The sequence below is a fragment of the Allobosea sp. NPDC055332 genome (assembly GCF_053645455.1).
This window is the reverse complement of the sequence record NZ_JBSHMO010000002.1, coordinates 1,141,632-1,161,488: the sequence shown is the minus strand read 5'-3', so window position 1 is coordinate 1,161,488 and position 19,857 is coordinate 1,141,632. Positions and strand designations below refer to the sequence as shown.

Sequence of the window (19,857 nt, the reverse complement as noted above, 5' to 3'; positions counted from 1 at the left end):
CCGTTCGCCGCCTCATCGACTGCCGGTCACCGGCCGTCATTCTTCGATTCAACAAAGGCATTTTGCTCATGCGTGTAAGTCTTCTCGGTGCTGGTGCCGCCGCCTATGGCGCGGCTGTCCAGCTTTCGCTCGGTGGTCACGATCCGATGCTGTGGTCTCCGTCCGGCGGCAGCACGACCGAGCTTGCGGCCGGCGCTCCCTTGCAGGCGGTCGGTGCGATCGAGGCCAGCGTTCGGCCCCGCATCGCGCGCGATGCCGAGGAGGCGGTGACGGCGTCGGATGTCGTGGTGCTCGCGATGCCCGGCAACGCGCACAAGATGGCGCTGGAGGCGACGGCCGCCCATCTGCGCGAGGGCCAGCCGGTGATCATCAGCTCGCACGCCTCCTTCGGCGCGCTCTATCTGTCGCGTCTCCTGGCCGAACGCGGCGTGCGCGCGCCGATCATCGCCTGGGGCACGACCTTGACCACCGGGCGGCGTACCTCGCCGACGCAGGTCACTGTCAACTCGTTGCGCTCCAAGATCGATATCGCGACCGTGCCGGAGGCGGCGCTCGGCGATGGGCTCGCGCTCTGCACGGCCCTGTTCGGCGAGCGTTTCGTCGAGCGCGACGGGTTGCTGGCGATCGCCCTCAGCAATCTCAACCCGCAGAACCACCTCGCCATCGCCTTGTTCAACCTGACGCGGATGGAGCGCGGCGAGCGCTGGGACCAGGCTGAGAACGTCACTCCCGCGGTAGGGCGGGTGATGGAGGCGCTCGATGCCGAGCGCCTCGCGATCGCCGAGGCCTTCGGTGTGTCGGTGCGGACGATCAAGGAGCATTATGCCTTCTCCTACCAGCTGCCCGTCGCCAGCATCGCCGAGATGAACGCCGAGCTGCACAGGCGCGGCAATGGTTCCTTCGGCCCGACGACGCTGGCCAGCCGCTATGTGCTGGAGGATGCGCCTTTCGGCCTGTTGCCCTCGGTCCTGCTCGGCCGTCTCGCCGGGCGCCCCGCGCTCCTGCACGAGGCCGGGCTGACCATGCTCTCGGCGGCCTATGGCCGGGATTTCGCGCAGGACAACGACCTGCTGCCGGCGCTCGGCTTCGATCGGATGACGAGCGCTGAGCTTCGGCAGCGGGCCAGCACCGGTTTCTAGAACCTTCGCGCCGGACGACGCGGGGCAGTCACGCGAGCGATCGCGGCAGAAAGGGAGAGAGAAAGATGAGACGGAACCTCGTTGCGGCGATCGGCGGTGCCTTGGCCTTCGGCCTCGCCGCCACGGCCCAGGCCCAGGAAGTGGATGCGATCGTCAAGAAGCTGCGCGAGACGAATACCATCACCATGGGTATCCGCGAGACGCTCTACCCCTACGGCTTCCTCGACAACGACAAGAAGCCGTCCGGCTATTCGGTCGAGTTCTGCCTGCGCGTCATCGAGGACATCAAGGCGGAGCTGAAACTGCCCGACCTCAAGGTCAAATATGTCCCGGTCAGCATCCAGAACCGCCAGGCGCTGGTCGCCAACGGCACGGTCGATCTCGAATGCGGTGGCACGGTCAACACCTTCGGCCGCAACAAGCAGGTCGACTTCTCCGCCGTCTCCTATGTCTCGTCGAGCCAGATGCTCGTGCTGAAGAGCTCCGGCATCACCAAATACGAGGACCTGAACGGCAAGATCGTCGCCGTCGCGACCGGCGGCAGCAGCGAGCCCGACCTCAAGAAGCTGGTCGCCGACAAGAAGCTGAACATCCGCGTCCAGAACGTCGACGACCACGCCGCCGCCCTGATTTCGGTCGAGACCCGGCGCGCCGACGCCTATTTCAGCGACAGCGGCGCCTTCTACAGCCTGATCCGGCAGTCGAAGAATCCCGAGGGCCTGGCGGTGGTCGGCGAGGAATACGGCTACGCCCCGCAGGGCTTCATGGTGCCCAGGCTCAACCCGACCATCCTCTGGATCGTCAACCACGCCATGGCGAAGATGTTCAAATCCGGCGAGGCCGAGGCCCTGTTCGACAAATGGTTCGGGCCCTTCGGCGTCAAGGTCTCGCCGAAGCTGCGCGCCGCCTGGGCGACCCAGTCCTACGCCGAGTGAGGCAACCGGCGAGGTAGCGCTGCAAAACCCGCGGGGGGCTTCGCGCAAGATCGTGCGAAGCCCCCCGCGGGCCGGACTGCGGGCCTTTCGGCCGTCAGCGGACGAACTTGATCCCGCCGGGCACCGCGAAGAGCGAGGCCGGCTGCGGGCCGACCACGACATTGCTGTCACGGATCACCAGCGTGCCCTTCGAGTTGCCCTGCTCGTCGGGAATGGTATGGCGCGCCTCGACGAGCACACCGTCCTTGCGGCAGGTCACCTGCGAGATCTGCTGCTGCTGGCCGTTGACGTCGGCGGTGATGATCACCACCACCGTCCCGTCGCCGCGATCCTGCGTGGTCGCCTTGATGTCCTTGCGCCGGGCGCTCGGCGGCGGCGGCAGGCGGATGCCGACCTGGGTTTCCGGATTGAACACCGCCGTGCCGCTGGTCGGGCTCGCGGTGATCTTCACCTCCGGGCCGGCCTGGCTGGGACCTTCCTCGCGCCGCTTGCCGCCGGAGACGAAGATCTTCGTCTGATGCGAGCCGTCCGGGCCGGAGAAGCTCCGCGTCGCGCTGTAGGAGCCGGGGGCGACCCGCACGCATTCATTGGCCGCGGCCGGCGCCAGAAGGGCCAGCCAGGCAAGGGCGAGGGCGGAACCATATCGATATTGCATCGCAAACCTCATCGCAGAGCCGGAGGCAGGCGCTCGAAGCCTCGCAGCATGACATCGCCGACGATACGCGAAACCGAGGTGCCGTCGCGAACCGCTTCCAGAGCCGAGCCGGTCACCAGATCGGCCTTGCGCTTTGCGATCGCCATGGCCTTGCCGGTGTATTGCGAGCGCAGATCGCTCTGTGTCAGCACGATCTGGCCGACGATCGAGTCGGCCATGTAGAAGACATCGGCGGCCGCTTTGCGCAACACGCTGAAATGCTGGAACTTGCCTTTGTCGAGATGCAGGATCACCGGTGCTGCGAGCTTCGGGAGATCCTCGATCGGGATCTCGGCACCCGTCGCCTCGAAGCCGAGCTTCTTTGCCGCGAAGACCAGGTCGTCGAAGGAGACGCCGTTGCCTTCCCGGTTCTTCCACTGCTCGTCGCTATAGCGCGAGCGGATGATGCCCAGTACCTCGGTCTCGCCGGTCGGGCGGTTCCAGTAATAGGTCAGGATGGTCGCGACCGAAGCCGCCCCGCAGGTGAAGTCGGCCGTCTGGCCGACGACGCCGTCGAATTTGCGTGCCGAATAGGATTTCGGCCGCCTGACCGAGCTCTCCTGGGCCGGCTCCTGCGCCCGTCCCGGCACCGCGGCTGCCAGCGAAAGCCCGGCCAGCGCGATGCCCTGGCCCAGAATGTCGCGGCGGCCGAGCAGGCGCATCGTGACCTCCGTCAGAAGCGCTTGCGCAGCGAGAGCGAGACGGCCGCGTCGGGCGCGTCGTCGGTCAGGCCGACTGTGATCGACGGTTCGAGCCAGAAATCCTGGCCGACGCGCTGGATCAGGGTGAAGCGCGCCGACAGCATTTCCGTGACCGAGTTGGCGATCGGCACGCCGCCGACCTTGAGGCGCTCCGAGATCGCACCGTTGACGGAAACGCCGAGGGTGGAGCGCTCGGACAGGGCGAAGCCGAAGCCCATATTGTAGGTATAGCGGAAGCCCGGCTCGACCTTGATGTCGCCGAAGCTGCGCGGAACCGCGTAGTCGATGCCGACGCCGAAGAACAGGATCAGCGGATCGGTCGATTTGAAGAATTGGATCGCGGCGCGCGGCACCCAGTGTCCGCTCGCCTGGTTCAGCGAGAGCGGATCGTTCGGGGTGACGCCGGCCTGCAGGTTGCCGAGATCATAGGGATGGTCGCCGGTCGGCATGGAAAGACCGACGGTGAGGGCCGCGCCCGGATACCAGTCGCCTTCCTTCCAGAGATTGCCGGAGGCCTGGACCGCGATGTCGCCGAGGCCGGAGACATTGCGGACGATCGTGTCGGCGAAGGCGTTGGTGCGACGCTGCGACGAGAAATAGGGGATCGACAGCGCCAGCTCGACATCGTTGGCGATACCGTAGCGGAAGGTCGTGGTCGCGCGGAAGCTGCGGTCGTTCTGGATGAAGCTCGTGCCGCGGCCATAGTCGAAGCTCTGCGACACCTCGAACTTGTTGCTCTGCAGGGTCGGAATGTTGTCGCGCGCGATGAAGGCTTCCTGCGGCGCGGTGCTCGCCTGCTGGGTGCTCTGTCCCGAAGCGCCGGGAGGGCCGCCGGACGCAGGCGCGCTTGCGGCAGCCTGCTGCCGCCCCGCCGGATCGAAGCCCTGGCCCTTGCCGGCTGACCGGCTGTCGCGCGGACGCTTGCTGACCTCGCCCTCGAGCGCCTTTAGGCGTGCTTCGAGCTGCTGGATCCGGCGTTCGAGCAATTCCTCGCGTGATTGCGCCGAGGCAGAAACGCTGACGGCCATGGTGGCCGTCAGCGTCAGACCTGTGAGACGAAGGGCGCCGAACGCCTTCGCGAATGTCAGACAACGCAACAACGTCTTCCTTCTTCACCGGCAGGCCGCAAGGTCAGGTTCGGCCTGAGCTTACACGAAATTCCGGTACGCCGGCGACCGATCAGGAATTGTAATACTGATAGACGTAAGCAGCGTAGAGGTACTGATAGGCGTAGTAGGCATAGACGTGGCCATCATAATAATAGCCGGCATTCTTGTAGTAATAGCCGTAATAGCCGTAGTAATAAGCGTAATAGGCGTAGACGTAGCCGTAATAGCCGTACAAGTCGGCATAATAGCCCTTGCCGACGACCTTCTTGTTGGCTTCCGGCGTCAGCACCTTGGCGCTGGCGTTGCCGAAGATCTTCGCCGTGTCAGCGGCGGCCGGCGCGACGCTGAGCGCGAGCGCTGCGGCCGAAGCGAGCAACAACTTCTTCATCGAAACCCCCTGCGTGTCCCCGTAAGGCAAACCTAGTCCACCATACAGTAGCGGATTACACCGGTGACGTTGCGGCGTCAAACATTAATTCCGAAACTGAAAGTTTAAAATCAGGGTGAGGGCGGCTAAATCGGGTTATAGCTCTAAATATTTAGCTCGGATCAAATATCGCTGCAAAACTTTAAAGAGGAAAATCGCTGCCTGCGGCCGATCGGCGAGAACATTCGCTGAGGCGCCTTGTCCCGTCGGCGGTTCCGAGGTCGCGGTGCGCTGGTCCAGCCCTGCCGATTCGGTCTTGACCCGCTCCCGGCGCAGGCTCGCGACGTCGATGTGCCGGCTTGCTCTGCCTCCGTCGCGAGCGGTTTAGCGCGACCGGAAGCATGATACGGCGTGCGGAAGCACCTGCTGGAGGAAAGTTATTCACAAGTAATTCCTGGTGAAGCGAAGGTCAGTGCTGTCGTCCTTCAGCTCTGTACCGGCCTGTACCGCTTGCCCCCGGGCAAAGCTGCACCGGCAGAGGCGGCTTTGCGCACCGGTCGCACGTTGCCGCAGCCCCGCCCGCGCCCTATCCCTGATCGCCGCGGGACAGGAAGGCAGGCGTTCATGGCCGACGAGATCAGCATCGGCAGCTTCGATTATGTCATCATCGGTGCGGGTTCGGCCGGTTGCGTGCTGGCCAATCGGCTCTCGGCCGATCCGCGCCGCAAAGTGCTGATCGTCGAGGCCGGCGGCAAGGACGACTGGATCTGGTTCCACATCCCGGTCGGCTATCTCTATGCCATCGGCAATCCCCGCGCCGACTGGCTGTTCCAGACCGAGGTCGAGCCTGGGCTCGGCGGCCGCTCGCTCGCCTATCCGCGCGGAAAGGTCGTCGGCGGCAGCTCGGCGATCAACGCGATGATCTACATGCGCGGCCAGGCGGCCGACTATGACGGCTGGCGCCAGCAGGGGCTCAGCGGCTGGGGCTGGGACGATGTCCTGCCGCTCTTCCTCAAGCATGAGGACCATATCGCCCCCGATGGCCGTTTCCATCGCTCCGGCGGCGAGATGCGCGTCGAGCATCCGCGCGTGCGCTGGGACATTCTCGACGCGGTCCGCGATGCGGCCGAGGCGGCCGGCATCCGCAAGATCGACGACTTCAACACCGGCGACAATGAGGGCTCCTCCTATTTCCAGGTCACCCAGAAGCGCGGCCGGCGCTTCAGCGCGGCGCGCGCCTTCCTGGAGCCCGCGCTCGACCGCGACAACCTGCGCGTCGAGCTCGGCTGCATGGTCGAGCGCATTGTCGTCGCGGACGGCCGGACCACCGGCGTCGTTCTGACGCGCAATGGCGAGCGCTATCTCGCCGAGGTTTCGGGCGAGGTGCTGCTCAGTGCCGGCTCCATCGGCTCGCCCGCGATCCTCGAGCGCTCGGGCATCGGCGACGGCGGGCGGCTGCGCGGCCTCGGCATCGAGACGGTTCGGCACGCTCCCGGCGTCGGCGAGAACCTGCAGGACCATCTGCAGCTCAGGCCGATCTACAAGGTCGAGGGCGTGAAGACGCTCAACACCGACTATGCCAAGCTCTGGCGCCGGCCCTTGATGGCGCTGGAATATGCGGCGCGGCGCACCGGCCCCCTGACCATGGCGCCCTCGCAGATGGGCGTTTTCGCCAGATCGGCACCGCATTACGCCACCGCCAATCTCGAGTTCCATTTCCAGCCGCTCTCGCTCGACAAATGGGGCGACGGCCTGCACCCGTTCGGCGCCTTCACCGCCAGCGTCTGTAACTTACGCCCATCGAGCCGCGGCAGCGTCCATCTCAAATCGAGCGATCCCGCCGCCGCGCCCGCCATCGCGCCGAACTATCTCTCGACGGAAGAGGACCGGCAGGTCGCGGTCGATGCCCTGAAGCTCGCCCGCCATATCGTGGCGCAGCCGCCGCTCGCCCGCTTCAGGCCGCAGGAATATCTGCCGGGGCCGGGCCATGACAGCGACGAGGCGCTGGCCGAGGCCGCCGGCCGGATCGCCACCACGATCTTCCATCCGGTCGGCACGGTGAAGATGGGCCGCGACGACGATGCCATGGCCGTGCTCGACGAGCGCCTGCGTGTCCGTGGCATCGCGGGCCTGCGGGTGATCGACGCCTCGGTGATGCCGGCGATCACCTCCGGCAACACCGCCGCGCCCAGCATGATGATCGGCGAGAAGGGCGCGCAGATGGTGCGCGAGGACGCGCGCTAGAGCATTTTCGAGCGAAGTGGGCACCGGTTCGCGTGAAGAAAATGCAGTAAAACAAAAGCTTGGAGCAATTCCGCGATTCGGAGAACTGCGGAATTGCTCCAGCTGCACCGATAGCCTCGCCGGCTCCTGCCGCGAGGGTCTGAAAGGCGAGCGCGAGCCCAAGGGGTGCGCGGGGTCCGGATGCGGCAGCGTTCCGCCGCTGTGTCGAATGTCGATGTCGAGATGTCGAAGCAGCGCTGCTCGCCGCTCCCGAACCCCGCGCGCGGTTCTCTTTGAGGTGCCTCGCCGAGCTTTCAGGTCCGGCAGGACCGGGCTCAGGCCCGGACGACGAGGCCCCTCCGCCATTCCAGCCCGCGACGGCTGTTCAAGACGGGCACCGCTCTCCCGCTCGGCCGCACGATGCCTCGCGACAGCCCCCTTGGTCGGACGGGACGGGGTGAGAATACGACAGATTTCGGGAGCGGGGATTGATTGTGAAGTTATCCCCGCCGCGGTGATCTGGCCGAGCGAACCAGGATGGCGACCCGTTCCTTTGGGGAAAGGGGAGCAGTGTCGTCGTCTGATGCCGGTTTCCGGGCGCAAGGGCGGAGCAAGATATGACTGGCCAGCAACATCTGGCCTGTTCTTGTGGTGGTTGCCCGGCAATGATCTTTACTTTCCGTTAAAACCGCATCACGACAGGGCAGTCGCTGCAGGTGCATCTGCAGGTTGTACGGCGGGTCCGGGGGGATTTCGTGAGGTCTGCGCGCGTCGCCGAGGTTGGTAAGCCGTCTGCTGCACGGCTTCGGTCGCGCCTGTGCGCGGGCACGGCGCTCGCGCTCTTATGCGCGGTGCTTGCCGGTCCGGCGCTGGCCAATGGCGGCTCCGGCGGCGGCGCTGGCGGCGGCTCCGTCGGCGGTCTCGACAATCCCGATAGCGCCGGCAATGTGGGCGGCAACGGCGACTTCGTCACCGGTGGCGCCGGCGGCGGCGCCGGCCTGAGTGGTGGCGTTGGCGGTTCCAGCCCCGGCGCTGCCGGCGGTCAGGGCGGGCTGAACCCGGGAGATCTCGGCGGTTTTGGCAACGACGGCCCGGCCGGCGCCGGTGGCGGCGGCGGCGCCCATGGCAGCGTGAGCGCGACCGCGCCGAGCGGCTTCAAGCAAGGCGGCGCTGGCGGCTCCGGCGGCCAGGGCCAGGGCCTGGGCGGAGGCGGCGGTGGCGGCGCCGGCGGCTGGGGAGCCGTGATCACCGGTACGGGAGCGCTTGGCTCGGTGACCGGCAGCGGCGGCAACGTGGCGACCGGTGGAGCCGGCGGCGCTGGCGGCGGTTCGACCGGCGGCGTGTCGGCCGGGGGCGGTGGCGGCAGCGGCGGCCACGGGCTGGCCGTGACCGGCGGAGCCGGAACGTCATTGACGCTCTCTGGCGTGGCTCAAGGCGGCGTTGGCGGGGCCGGCGGCTTCGGTTTGGGAGGGCTGCCGGGCGGCAGCGGTGGAGCTGGCGGGGCAGGCCTGCTCCTGAGCGGAGCATCGACCGTCACCATCGATGCCAATGTCCGCGGCGGCAATGGCGGAGCGGGCGGCAGCGCCAGCGGGGGGACCGGCGGTGCTGGGGGAGCGGGCGGCCATGGTGTGTTCGTCGCCAATGGTGGGACAGTCAACGTCAATGCCTCCGTCGTCGGTGGCTTCGGAGGCGCTGGCGGCACAGGCGCGACTTCGGGGGCTGCGGGCGAAAACGGAGCCGGCATCGCCGGCAACAATCTTACGGTTGTCCTTGGTGCCGGCGGCTTGATCAGCGATGCCGATGGCGCCGGCGGCATTCTGGGCGATGCCCTCCAGGTGAGCGGCAGCAGCAAGCTGACCGTCGCGGTCGCGGGCACCGCCAACATCATCGGCAATATCAACATCGCCAGTGGCACGCTGACGCTTGACCAGGGCGCCGGTGTTGGCGTCACCATCGCCAATACGATCACCGGCGCGGGCGCGCTCGCCAAGGACGGGGCCGGCACGGTGACCCTGACCGGCACCAACACCTATGCCGGCGGCACGACCTTCAACGGAGGCACTCTCTCGGTTTCGCAGGATGCCAATCTCGGCAACGCCTCCGGCGGACTCACCTTCAACGGCGGCTCCTTGCAGGTGACTGCGAGCTTCACCACGGCGCGGACAACGACGCTCAACGCCCATGGCACGGTCGAGGTGACCGCTGGCCAGAATTTCACCATGGGCGGTGCGATTTTCGGCACAGGCGGCATCGTCAAAACCGGAAGCGGCACGCTGACGCTGACCGGCACCAATTTTTTCACCGGCGGGACGCAGATTTCGCAAGGTACGGTCTCGGTCTCGTCGGATGCCAATCTCGGCGCCGCCGGCACCACGATCACGCTGAACAACACGACCATCGTCGGCGGGGCGGGCACCGGCGCCGATGCCGTGCTGCGCACGACCGCGAGCTTTTCCAGCAACCGCAACATCGCCTTCGCCAATGGCGGCGGGCGGATCGAGACCGATACCGGGACGACGCTCACACTCACCGGCTCGATTACGACCGGCGGCAGCGCAAGTTTCATCAAGCAGGGCGCCGGCACACTCGTGCTGACCGGCGACAGCTCGGCCGGCTACAATGGCCGGACCTGGGTCAACGAAGGCACGCTGCGGATCGAGGGCGGCGGCAAGCTCGGCAGCAACAGCGCCGGCGGGCAGGCCTATATCAGCAACGGCGCGACCGCGATCGTCACCGGCGCCGGCTCGAGCTGGGAGACCTTCGGCCAGATGCGGGTCGGCGAGCATGGCTCGGGCACGCTGCGCATCGAGAATGGCGGCTCGGTGACGACCGGCGGCGGCGGGGGCACGGTCGGCATCGTCGGCGCTGGCGGCGACAGCTCGGTCACGATCACCGGCTCGGGCTCGCAATGGGTCGGCAACGGCACGCAGCTCTATGTCGGCCATTCCAATGCCGGCTCGCTGACGCTCTCGGATGGCGGCAAGTTCGAGCTCACCGGCGCCAGCTCGGTCCTGCAGGCCGGCCTCGTCGGCGGCAGTGCCGGCGGTACCATCAATATCGGCGCGGCCGAGGGCAGTGCTGCTGCGACGGCTGGCACCCTCGTCGTCGACACCGTCTCCCTGAACACCAGCGCGAGCAAGGTCGTCTTCAACCATACTGATGTCGGCTATGGGTTCTCCGCCACGATCACCGGCACCGGCTCGGTGCGCCAGCTCGCCGGCATCACGGTCCTGACCGGTAACAACAACGACTACTCAGGGCAGACACAGGTCCTCGGTGGCCGCCTGATCGCCGGCAGCTCCGGCGGCTTCTCGGCGAATTCGGATTACACGGTCGCGTCCGGCGCCGTGCTCGAAGTGGCGGGCGGCTTCGGCACCGTCGCGACGATCGGCTCGCTGTCGGGCGCCGGCTTCGTCCGGATCGGCACCGACGAGACGCTGATCACCGGGACCACCAACCAGACCGCCACCTTCTCCGGAACCTTCCTCGGCGATGGCTCGCTCGGCTTCGATGGTTCCGGCACACAGATCGTCACCGGCACCGGCACGCTCGGCGGCGATCTCAGCATCTGCAGCTGCAGCACCGGCTCCTTCATCATCCGCGGCGGTTCGCTGAGCTTCGGCGGCGGCGTCCAGGTCGATGCCGGCACGCTCGTCCTCGACCAGGGGGCCTCGCTGACGGCCGCCAGCAATATCGAGGTCGTCGGTGGCACGCTGGTGGTCAGCGAGGGCAGCCGGCTCGACAACGGCCCCGCCACCTTCTTCGTGGTTTCGACCGTCCGCATCGACGGCGCCGGCACGCTGGTGACGACCGGCAACCTCTTGGTCATGGGCGTTTTCGCTCCGGCTTCGGTCACGGTCTCGGCTGGCGCGACCTTGGATGGCGGCGCCGGCGCGGCCGTCGGCGGTTTCGGTGCCACTGCCTCGGTGCTGGTGACCGGCACGGGCTCGCAATGGAAGGTCGGCGGTGGCGGCCTGGGGATCGGCGGCTCGGGCTCGACCGATGCTGCTTCGGTCACGGTCGCCGATGGCGGCGCGCTCGTCATCACCTCCGGCGATCTCGGCATCGGGTCGCTCGGCACGCTCAATATCGGCAGCGGGGGGAAGGCCGGCTCGGTCACGCTCGCGGCCGGCGCGATCCTCAACGATGGCGCGATCATCGCCGACTTCACCGACACGGCGACGCTGGCCATGCCGATCGACGGCACTGGCACCGTCACCAAGCGCGGCAGCGGCACGCTGACGCTGACCGGTACCAGCACCTATACCGGCGCGACGAAGGTGACGGCCGGCAAGCTGGTGGTGAACGGCTCGATCACGAGCAATGTCACGCTTGACGGCGGCACGCTCGGCGGCTCCGGCACGGTCGGGGCGGTGAGCGTTGGCAGCGGCGCGACGGTCGCGCCCGGCAACTCGATCGGTACACTCACCGTCTCCGGCAATGTCTCGTTCGCGAGCGGCTCGACCTACCAGGTCGAAGTCAACGCCGCCGGCCAGGGCGACAAGATCGTCGCCTCGGGCTCGGCGACCATCACCGGCGGCAGGGTCGAGGTTCTGGCCGCGAGCGGCAACTACGCCGCAGCGACGAACTACACCATCCTGACCGCCGCGGGTGGGGTGACGGGCCGGTTCAGCACGGTGACCTCGAACCTCGCCTTCCTGACGCCCTCGCTCGGCTATGACGCGAACAACGTCACGCTGACCATGACGCGCAACGACACCGGCTTCGGCCCGGATGGCGGTGGCGGTGGCGGTGGTGGCGGCGGTACGTCGGGTGGTGGCAGCACGTCCAGCAACTACGTTGCGGCGACGCGCAACCAGGGCTTCATCGCCAATGCGGCCGAGGCGCTCGGGGTCGGCAACCCGGTCTATGACGCGCTGATCTCGGCGACCGCGGCCGAGGCCAGGGCCGGCTTCGACCTGCTCTCCGGCGAGGCGCATGCCCAGGCGGTCTCGGTGATGATCGACGAGAGCCGGCTGGTGCGCGAGAGCATTCTCAACCGCCTGCGCGGGCCGCTGCTGACGCAGGCTCCGGGGCAGGTCGCAGCGGGCTTCACCGCCGACCTGCCCGGCCGCAAGGGCGCGGTGGTGATGCCGGCGCCGGTTCCGCAGCCGCGCTACACGCTCTGGGGCGAGGCTTTCGGCAGCGCCGGCAACAGCGATGCCGACGGCAATGCCGCGAGCCTCTCCCGCCGCAGTGGCGGCGCCCTGCTCGGCGCCGACCTGATGCTCTATGACGCGCCCGGCTCGTCGCTGAAGGTCGGCGTCGCCGGCGGCTACAGCCAGTCGCGCTTCGATCTCGATGCCCGGCTCTCCACCGGCAAGCTCGAAAGCGGCCATGCCGCGCTCTATGCCGGCGCCCGCTTCGGCCAGCTCAGGCTTGATGCCGGCGCGGCCTATAGCTGGAGCGAGAGCGACATACGCCGCCAGGTCGCGATCCGCGGCTTCGGCGATCTCTTGCGCCTGCAGCGTCCAGGTTCGGTTCTGCAGGGCTTCGCCGAGCTCGGCTATGGCTTTGCCTTCAGCGGCTTCGCGCTCGAGCCCTTCGCCCAGCTGGCGCTGCTCCGGGTCTCGACCGATGCCGGCACCGAGCAGGGCGGGGCTGCGGCCTTGCGCGTGCTCTCCAGCGACCAGACGCTCGGCTTCACCACGCTCGGCCTGCGCGCCGAGGCGCAGCTCGGGACGATGCCGCTGTTCGCGCGCGCCATGCTCGGCTGGCGCCATGGCTTCGGCGAGCTCACCCCGCAGGCGCGCACCGCCTTCGCGCTGGGCACCAACCCGGCCGTGGTCTTCGCCGCCCCGATCGACCGCAACGCGCTCACCGCCGAGGCCGGCCTCGACTGGCGCATCTCGCAGGCCACGGCGCTCGGCCTGACCTACTCCGCGGCAATCGGCGAACGCTCCCGCGATCACGCCCTCAAGGGCAGGGTCGAGATGAGGTTCTGAACGGGAGGCGCTCTACTGCGCCTCCAGCACCAGCTCCAGCGTCATCAGCACCGGATTGTCGCCGCGCTTGAGGGCGCCCTGCGCCATCCCGCCGGTATAGTCGACCAGCGCGATCGCGAGCGCCGCTTCCGGCCTGCCATCGGCGCCAGGCGCGATATGGCCGGCGGTGATCGCGATCTCGGTGGCGAAGGCTTCGATCGTCCAGCCGTCGACGAAGCGCGCGCCGATGGTCGAACCGACGCCACCATGGATGACGGCGTGGGCAATTCCGCGTTCGGCGCAGAATTCTTCCAGCGCGGTGAAGACGTCGCGGTTCGGCCGTAGCCGCAGCACGAAGAACCGGCCGCCGGCCTCTGCACCAGTGCTCGGCTGCCCTGCCGGCATGAACAGCTTGAAGTTGGTCTCCGGATCATGGTCGGCGACGAAACCGGCGCCGTCCAGCCCGACCGCGTCGACGCTGATCGCTTCGGCCAGGAAGCTCTGGTCCGGCAGGATATGGCCGCCATTATGCCGACCATGGGCCTCGCGCCAGAGGGCGTGGCCATGAAAGAACGGCGCGCCGTCGCGCTCGCCGAAGGTCAGCGCTCCCGTCTCGATCCGGGTCACGCCATCAGGCCGGAAGGTCTCGCTGTAGAAGGCGGCATGCTCGGGCGTCGCCGAGAGCGCCGGCATGACATAGGCGAAGGGGGCGAGGGTGAGCCCGGCCGGCAGGCGCAGCACGCCGCTGGAAAAGCCCTGCGCCGCGAAGGCCTCGGCGATCGCATCGAGCAGCAGGCCGGGCTTCAGCTCCAGCGTGAGCTTGCGACCGCGCGCCTCAAGCCATTGGACACGCTCCGGCTCGGCGGGGCCAGGCTGCTGGATCGTCCTCACGCCGAGGCTCCCGGCGCGCGGACGAAGTCGAGCAGGCCGCGCTTCTCCAGTTCGTCGCGCACCAGGCGCTTGGGCACCTTGCCATAGCCGGACTTGGGCAGCTCCTCGAAGAAGAAGAAGCGCTTCGGCATCTTGTAGCGCGGGATCTTCTCGGCGAGATAGCTCGCCAGCTCGTTTTCGTCGACAGGGCTGCGGGCGACGCAGACCGCGACGCCGATCTCGCCCCAGACCGCATCGGGCACGCCGAGCACGGCGGCTTCCGCGATCGCCGGGTGGGTCAGGATCTTCTCCTCGATCTCTCGCGGATAGATGTTCGAGCCGCCGGAGATGTACATGTCGGAGGCGCGGCCGGTGATGTAGACGAAGCCCTGCTCGTCCATATGGCCGAGATCGCCGGTGCGGAACCAGCCATTGCGGAAGGATTTCGCGTTGGCTTCGGGGTTCTCGTAATAGCCGGCGAACACCGCCGGGCCGATCACGCAGATCTCGCCGGTCTCGAAGGGCTTCAGCTCCGTGCCCTCGTCGTTCTGGATCGAAACCTGGATGCCGGTGCGCTCGACGCCGCAGCTGCCGATGCGCGCCGCCGGGCCATCCTCTTCCTCGTGCAGATAAGTCGGCAGCACGGTGATGTTGCCGGTGACCTCGCCGAGACCGAAATACTGCACCAGCACCTTGCCGAGCTTGGCGAGCGCGGTCTTCTGGTCCTCGCGATACATCGGTGCGCCGGCATAGATGACATGGCGCAGGCTGGAATGATCGTGCTGGTCGACGGCCGGATGCTCGACCAGCATCTTCAGGATGGTCGGGACGGTGAAGATGTTGGTGACCCGGTGCTTTTCGATCAGCCGGAAGGCCTCGTCGATATCGAAGCGCTCGGTCGGCAAGAGGATCGAAGGCGCGCCGCGGGCCGACAGCACGAGCTGGTGCACGCCGGCGCCATGCGAGAGCGGCGCGACCACGAGCGACGCGTCCTGCTCCGTCGAGCCCGGCACTAGGTCGGCGAGGTGATTGGTGACGACGAAGCCCATCTGGCCATGGGTCAGCACCGCCGCCTTGGAACGGCCGGTCGTGCCGGAGGTGAAGAAGAACCAGCAGGGATCGTCGCGGTCGACGACGGCGTCAGGAACTCGCTCGCCCTGATGCGCGGCGATCGCCTCGGTCAGCGTCGTCTCGCCGAAGCTGCCCGCGCCGATCCGCCAGGTGAACGTGAGCGCCTTGCTCTCCCTGGCGACGGCGGCGGCATGATCGGGGAAATCGCCATGGCAGAGAAAGCCCTTGGCGCCCGAGGAGGTCGCGAGCCAGGCGACCTCATCCGGCATCAGCCGGAAATTGGTCGGTACCCAGACGGCACCGAGCCGGAAGGCGGCGAACATCGAGACGAACATCTCGTCGCAATTCTTCGAGTGGACGAGGATGCGGTCGCCCTTGCCGATGCCGCGCGCGGCCAGCGCAGCGCAGAGCGCATGCGTCGCCGCATCGAGCTGCCCCCAGCTCCATTGCCGCTCGCCCCAGATCAGCCCGGGCCGGTCGGCGAAGCGGCGCGCATTGCGCGTCAGGAAATGCGCGAGGTTCATCACCCGCGTCGTCACGGGCTTCAACCCGCCCGCCGGGCCGGCGCCCGCTGCGCTCGTCGTCATGGCGTCGTCTCCGCTGTCCTGATCTCGTCTTGCGCCGGCCTGCCCTGCCGCCGGTCGAGCATGCTGGCGATCCGCGTCTCGACCTGCCGCGCTTCGTGGCGCAGCAGCACTCCAAGTTCTTCCTGCCGCTGCGGCTGCATGCGTGAATCGATCGCGGCAATGCTGAGCGCGCCGGCGACGCGCCCGTCGGGGTAGCGCACGGCGACGCCGATGCCCCAGGAGTTGGCTACGATGCGGCCGGGGTTGAGCGCGAAGCCCTGCGCACGCGCCAGGGCGATGTCGGTGATCAGCTGGGCCGGCGAATAGGCCGGGTAGCGTGCCGCGAGCACGGCGCGGTTGGCCTCGATCATCGCGCTGGATTCGGTGTCCGGCATCAGCGCCAGCATGGCGAGCGAGCCGGCGCCGACCCCGAGCGGGTGCTGGTCACCGGCCTGGAGGGCGTGGGTGCGCACCGGCCAGGTGCCTTCCTCGCGATGCAGGCAGATGGCGAAGCGGTCGCGCCGGATCGAGAAGAAGCTGGTGTCCTGCGTCGTGTCCGAGAGCGCATGCAGGCTCGCCATGGCGAGGTCGAGCAGGCCGTGGCGCTGGCCCGAGAGCAGGCCGAGCACGAAGGCCTCCTCGCCGAGATGGTAGCGCCTTGTGCGCGGCTCCTGCTCGACCAGGCCGGCCCGCATCAGCGCCAGCAGCAGGCGCCGGACGGTCGGCTTGTTCAGCCCGCTTTCCTCGACGATCTCGCTGAGCGGCAGGCCCGACGCGCTCTCGCGGCCGACGAGCGCCAGCAATCGCAAGGCGCGGTCGACGCTCTGCGAGCCTGACAGATCGGGCGTCGGCATGATCTCGGGCTGCATTTCCTCTGCCATATAGGGTCCATGATGCGGACCTCTTATCTGCTTTAAAGGTGTAGATGGCGCTGGCGGCGATTGCAACAGCAGGCGATCCGTGTATGTTCCAGCCGGAACGAGCGAGAAAAATCGCCATAATGTGGACCCGTCGGATCGGTGATGCCGGCAGAACGGGCGGATGGGAGGAGCGGCCCTGATGGCCGAGACGAGCACGAGCGCAGCCGCCGGCGCGCATGCCAGCGCAAATGCTGGCGATGGCGTCGCCGCGGTCCTGGAGAGCCTCGACCATACCCCCAAGCGTGTCGGCTCGGCGCTGGTGCGTCCGCTCGAGATGATCGCCGCTTTCCTGCTCGTCGCCATCGTCACCTTGCTGCTCGCCGGCGTGACCTCGCGCTATGTCCTGTCGATCCCGGTGGTCTGGATCGACGAGGCTGCCTCGATCTGCTTCCTCTGGCTCGCCATGCTCGGCGCTGCCATCGCCATCGACCGCAACGAGCACCTGCGCCTGACGCTCTTCGTCGGCATGCTGCCGGAGCGCCTGCGCGGCCTCGCCCACGCCTTCGGCCTGCTCGCGGTCGCGACCTTCCTGGCGGTGATGACCTGGCCGGCCATCGACTATGTTATCGAGGAATCCTACGTCACCTCGGCGGCGCTCAACATTCCCTCGAGCTGGCGCGTCTCCGCCATCGCCTTCGGCATCGTCGCCATGCTGGCGCTGGTGCTGACATACGCCGTCAGAACCTGCACGCTGCGCGATCTCGTGATCTCGGCGGCGGTGATCGGCCTCGTCGCCGCCGCCTTCTTCCTGCTGACGCCGGTGTTCAAGACGCTGGGCTACGTCAACATCGCCATCTTCCTGCTCGGTGTCGTCGGGCTCTGCCTCGTCGCCGGCGTGCCGATCGCCTTCTGCTTCGGACTGGGGGCGCTCTGCTTCCTGTCGTTCAGCACCAGCGTGCCGATCTTCGTGATGATCGGGCGCATGGACGAGGGCATGTCCAGCCTGATCCTGCTCTCGGTTCCGATCTTCGTATTGCTCGGCTGCGTGCTCGACTCCACCGGCATGGGCAAGGCGATCGTCGACTTCCTGGCTTCGCTTTTGGGCCATGTCCGCGCCGGCATGTCCTATGTGCTGCTCGGCTCGCTCTTCCTGGTCTCGGGCATTTCCGGCTCCAAGGTCTCCGACATGGCGACGGTGGCGCCGGCGCTTTTCCCGGAGATGAAGCGGCGCGGCTACCAGCCCAAGGAACTGATCGCGCTGCTCTCGACCGGCGCCGCCATGGCCGAGACCGTGCCGCCCTCGATCGTGCTGATCGTGCTCGGCTCTGTCGCCGGCGTCTCGATCGCCGGGCTCTTCACCAACGGCCTCGTCGTCGCGACCGTGCTGTTGCTGGTGCTCGCGATCCTGGCGCGCTGGAAGGCGCGCGGCGAGATGCTGAAGGGCGTGCGCCGCGCCCCGTTCGCGACGATCTGGAAGACGGCGCTGATCGCGGCACCCGCGCTCGTCCTGCCCTTCCTGATCCGCAGCGCGGTGGGCGGCGGCGTCGCCACCGCGACCGAGGTCTCGACCATCGCCGTGCTCTACGCGCTGATCGTCGGCATCGTCCTCTATGGCGGCATCAGCTGGCGCACCTTCTACGGCATGCTGGTCGAGACCGCGGCGCTCTCGGGCGCCATCCTGATGATTTTGGGCACCGCCTCGGCCATGGCCTGGGCGCTGACCCAGACCGGCTTCGCCCGCGACCTCGCCACGGCGATGTCGCATCTGCCCGGCGGCTGGATCAGCTTCATGGCGGTGACGGTCGTGGTCTTCATGATCCTCGGCTGCGTGCTCGAGGGCCTGCCGGCGATCGTGCTGATGGCGCCCTTGATGTTCCCGATCGCCAAGAGCCTCGGCATCAACGACGTGCACTATTCGATGGTGGTGGTCACCGCGATGAATATCGGCCTGATGACGCCGCCGATCGGCATCGGCTTCTACATCGCCTGCAAGATCGGCAATGTCGAACCGGACGAGGCGATGGGCGCGATCTGGCCCTATCTGCTCGCACTGCTCGCCGGTCTCGCCATCATCGCCTATGTCCCGTCCTTCTCGACGATGTTCCTGTGATCGCGATGGCGCACATGTTCTGTCATGCCGTCATTGCGAGGAGGCCCTGCCGACGAAGCAATCCAGAAGGATTGCGCGAGACCCTATGGATTGCTTCGCTTCGCTCGCAATGACGACGAAATCTGATCGCCGATAACAACGAATGCTTGGAGGAAAGACCATGTCGATCTCACGCCGCACGATCCTGCAGGGCGCCACCGCCGCTGCCACGATCGGCACCTTCTCGATCGCCCGCGCGCAGACGCCGGAATTCACCTACAAATACGCCAACAACCTGCCGGTCTCGCATCCGATGAACCTCCGCGCCACCGAGGCGATGGAGAAGATCAAGGCCGAGACCAATGGTCGGGTCGTCATCCAGATCTTCCCGAACAACCAGCTCGGCTCCGACACCGACATGCTGAACCAGGTCCGCTCCGGCGGCGTCGAGTTCTTCACGCTGTCGCCGCTGATCCTGTCGACGCTGGTGCCGAACGCCTCGGTCAGCGGCATCGGCTTCGCCTTCCCGGACTATGACTCCGTCTGGAAGGCGATGGACGGCGAGCTCGGGGCTTACGTCCGCGGCCAGATCGCCAAGGCGAACCTGCACGTCATGGACAAGATCTGGGACAATGGCTTCCGCCAGATGACCTCGTCCAAGGGCCCGATCAACTCCCCGGCCGACCTCAAGGGCTTCAAGATCCGCGTGCCGGTCTCGCCGCTCTGGACCTCGATGTTCAAGGCCTTCGACTCGGCCCCGGCCAGCATCAACTTCGCCGAGGTCTACACCGCCCTGCAGACCAAGATCGTCGACGGCCAGGAGAACCCGCTCGCGATCATCGCGACCGCCAAGCTGTTCGAGGTGCAGAAGTACCTCTCGCTGACCAACCATATGTGGGACGGCTTCTGGTTCCTGGCCAACCGCCGCGCCTGGGATCGGCTGCCGCAGGACCTGCGGACGATCGTCGCCAAGAACATCGACGCCGCAGCCCTGCTGGAGCGCGCCGACGTCGCCAAGCTCAACGCCGGCCTGCGCGAGGAGCTGACCTCGAAGGGCATGGTCATCAACCAGACCAAGGCCGACGAATTCCGCGCCACGCTGCAGAAGGCCGGCTTCTACGGCGAGTGGAAGGGCAAGTACGGCGACGAGGCCTGGGCGATCCTGGAGAAGGCGGTCGGCGGCAAGCTGGCCTGATCGCAGTACCGGTTCCGATAGTCGTTGCGGCGCGCCCCCAAGGGCGCGCCCCAACAGTTTAACAACCCCAAAATAGCGCCCAATCCCCGCTCGCTGAAAAAGATCAGCTTATTC

General features: G+C 67.4%; 13 protein-coding genes. 6 read left to right on the top strand and 7 right to left on the bottom strand.

Annotated features, from left to right (window positions below; translation table 11 throughout):
- Positions 1–68 precede the first annotated feature (68 nt).
- Together ACWIGM_RS14185 and ACWIGM_RS14180 are read left to right on the top strand one after the other, a co-directional pair.
- Positions 69–1,139 carry an NAD/NADP octopine/nopaline dehydrogenase family protein gene (locus ACWIGM_RS14185; protein ID WP_454026565.1) on the top strand — a complete coding sequence of 357 codons (1,071 nt, stop codon included), beginning with the start codon at positions 69–71 and terminating at the stop codon, positions 1,137–1,139.
- Between the two features lie 65 nt (positions 1,140–1,204).
- Complete coding sequence (locus tag ACWIGM_RS14180; RefSeq protein ID WP_454026564.1) at positions 1,205–2,074, top strand: amino acid ABC transporter substrate-binding protein; 870 nt, start codon at positions 1,205–1,207, stop codon at positions 2,072–2,074.
- A gap of 94 nt (positions 2,075–2,168) precedes the next feature.
- Here the strand turns inward: ACWIGM_RS14180 and ACWIGM_RS14175 are convergent, their stop codons facing one another.
- The 4 genes from ACWIGM_RS14175 to ACWIGM_RS14160 all read right to left on the bottom strand — a co-directional run bounded on the left by ACWIGM_RS14175 (position 2,169) and on the right by ACWIGM_RS14160 (position 4,966).
- Entirely contained in the window at positions 2,169–2,729 is a 561-nt protein-coding gene (locus tag ACWIGM_RS14175; protein WP_454026563.1) for a hypothetical protein, read from the bottom strand.
- Positions 2,730–2,737: 8 nt separating this feature from the next.
- Positions 2,738–3,430, bottom strand: a complete 693-nt coding sequence (locus ACWIGM_RS14170) for a C39 family peptidase (protein ID WP_454026562.1) — start codon at positions 3,428–3,430, stop codon at positions 2,738–2,740.
- Positions 3,431–3,441: 11 nt separating this feature from the next.
- On the bottom strand, positions 3,442–4,497 hold the full coding sequence (locus ACWIGM_RS14165; RefSeq protein ID WP_454026561.1) for a hypothetical protein: 1,056 nt from the start codon (positions 4,495–4,497) through the stop codon (positions 3,442–3,444).
- 151 nt (positions 4,498–4,648) lie between these two features.
- Positions 4,649–4,966, bottom strand: coding sequence for a hypothetical protein (locus ACWIGM_RS14160; protein WP_454026560.1), 318 nt, complete (start codon positions 4,964–4,966; stop codon positions 4,649–4,651).
- Positions 4,967–5,569: 603 nt separating this feature from the next.
- Here ACWIGM_RS14160 and ACWIGM_RS14155 point away from each other — a divergent pair.
- Positions 5,570–7,189, top strand: a complete 1,620-nt coding sequence (locus tag ACWIGM_RS14155; protein ID WP_454026559.1) for a GMC family oxidoreductase — start codon at positions 5,570–5,572, stop codon at positions 7,187–7,189.
- Between the two features lie 830 nt (positions 7,190–8,019).
- Positions 8,020–13,113 (top strand): autotransporter domain-containing protein, encoded by a 5,094-nt coding sequence (locus tag ACWIGM_RS14150; protein WP_454026558.1) that lies wholly within the window; start codon positions 8,020–8,022, stop codon positions 13,111–13,113.
- Positions 13,114–13,125: 12 nt separating this feature from the next.
- On the opposite strand, the gene ACWIGM_RS14145 is transcribed toward ACWIGM_RS14150, so the two are convergent.
- From ACWIGM_RS14145 to ACWIGM_RS14135, 3 genes are read right to left on the bottom strand one after another with little or no spacing between them, the layout of a single operon-like run.
- Entirely contained in the window at positions 13,126–13,983 is an 858-nt protein-coding gene (locus tag ACWIGM_RS14145; RefSeq protein WP_454026557.1) for a PCC domain-containing protein, read from the bottom strand.
- Complete coding sequence (locus ACWIGM_RS14140) at positions 13,980–15,620, bottom strand: acyl-CoA synthetase (protein ID WP_454026556.1); 1,641 nt, start codon at positions 15,618–15,620, stop codon at positions 13,980–13,982. Before ACWIGM_RS14140 ends, ACWIGM_RS14145 begins: the two co-directional genes overlap by 4 nt.
- Positions 15,617–16,480: an IclR family transcriptional regulator gene (locus ACWIGM_RS14135; protein WP_454026555.1), complete on the bottom strand. Its 864-nt coding sequence runs from the start codon at positions 16,478–16,480 to the stop codon at positions 15,617–15,619. Before ACWIGM_RS14135 ends, ACWIGM_RS14140 begins: the two co-directional genes overlap by 4 nt.
- A gap of 178 nt (positions 16,481–16,658) precedes the next feature.
- Between ACWIGM_RS14135 and ACWIGM_RS14130 the strand changes: the two genes are divergently transcribed.
- Together ACWIGM_RS14130 and ACWIGM_RS14125 are read left to right on the top strand one after the other, a co-directional pair.
- Entirely contained in the window at positions 16,659–18,569 is a 1,911-nt protein-coding gene (locus ACWIGM_RS14130; RefSeq protein WP_454026554.1) for a TRAP transporter large permease subunit, read from the top strand.
- A gap of 160 nt (positions 18,570–18,729) precedes the next feature.
- Positions 18,730–19,743 carry a TRAP transporter substrate-binding protein gene (locus ACWIGM_RS14125; protein WP_454026553.1) on the top strand — a complete coding sequence of 338 codons (1,014 nt, stop codon included), beginning with the start codon at positions 18,730–18,732 and terminating at the stop codon, positions 19,741–19,743.
- The last annotated feature ends 114 nt before the right edge of the window (positions 19,744–19,857 follow it).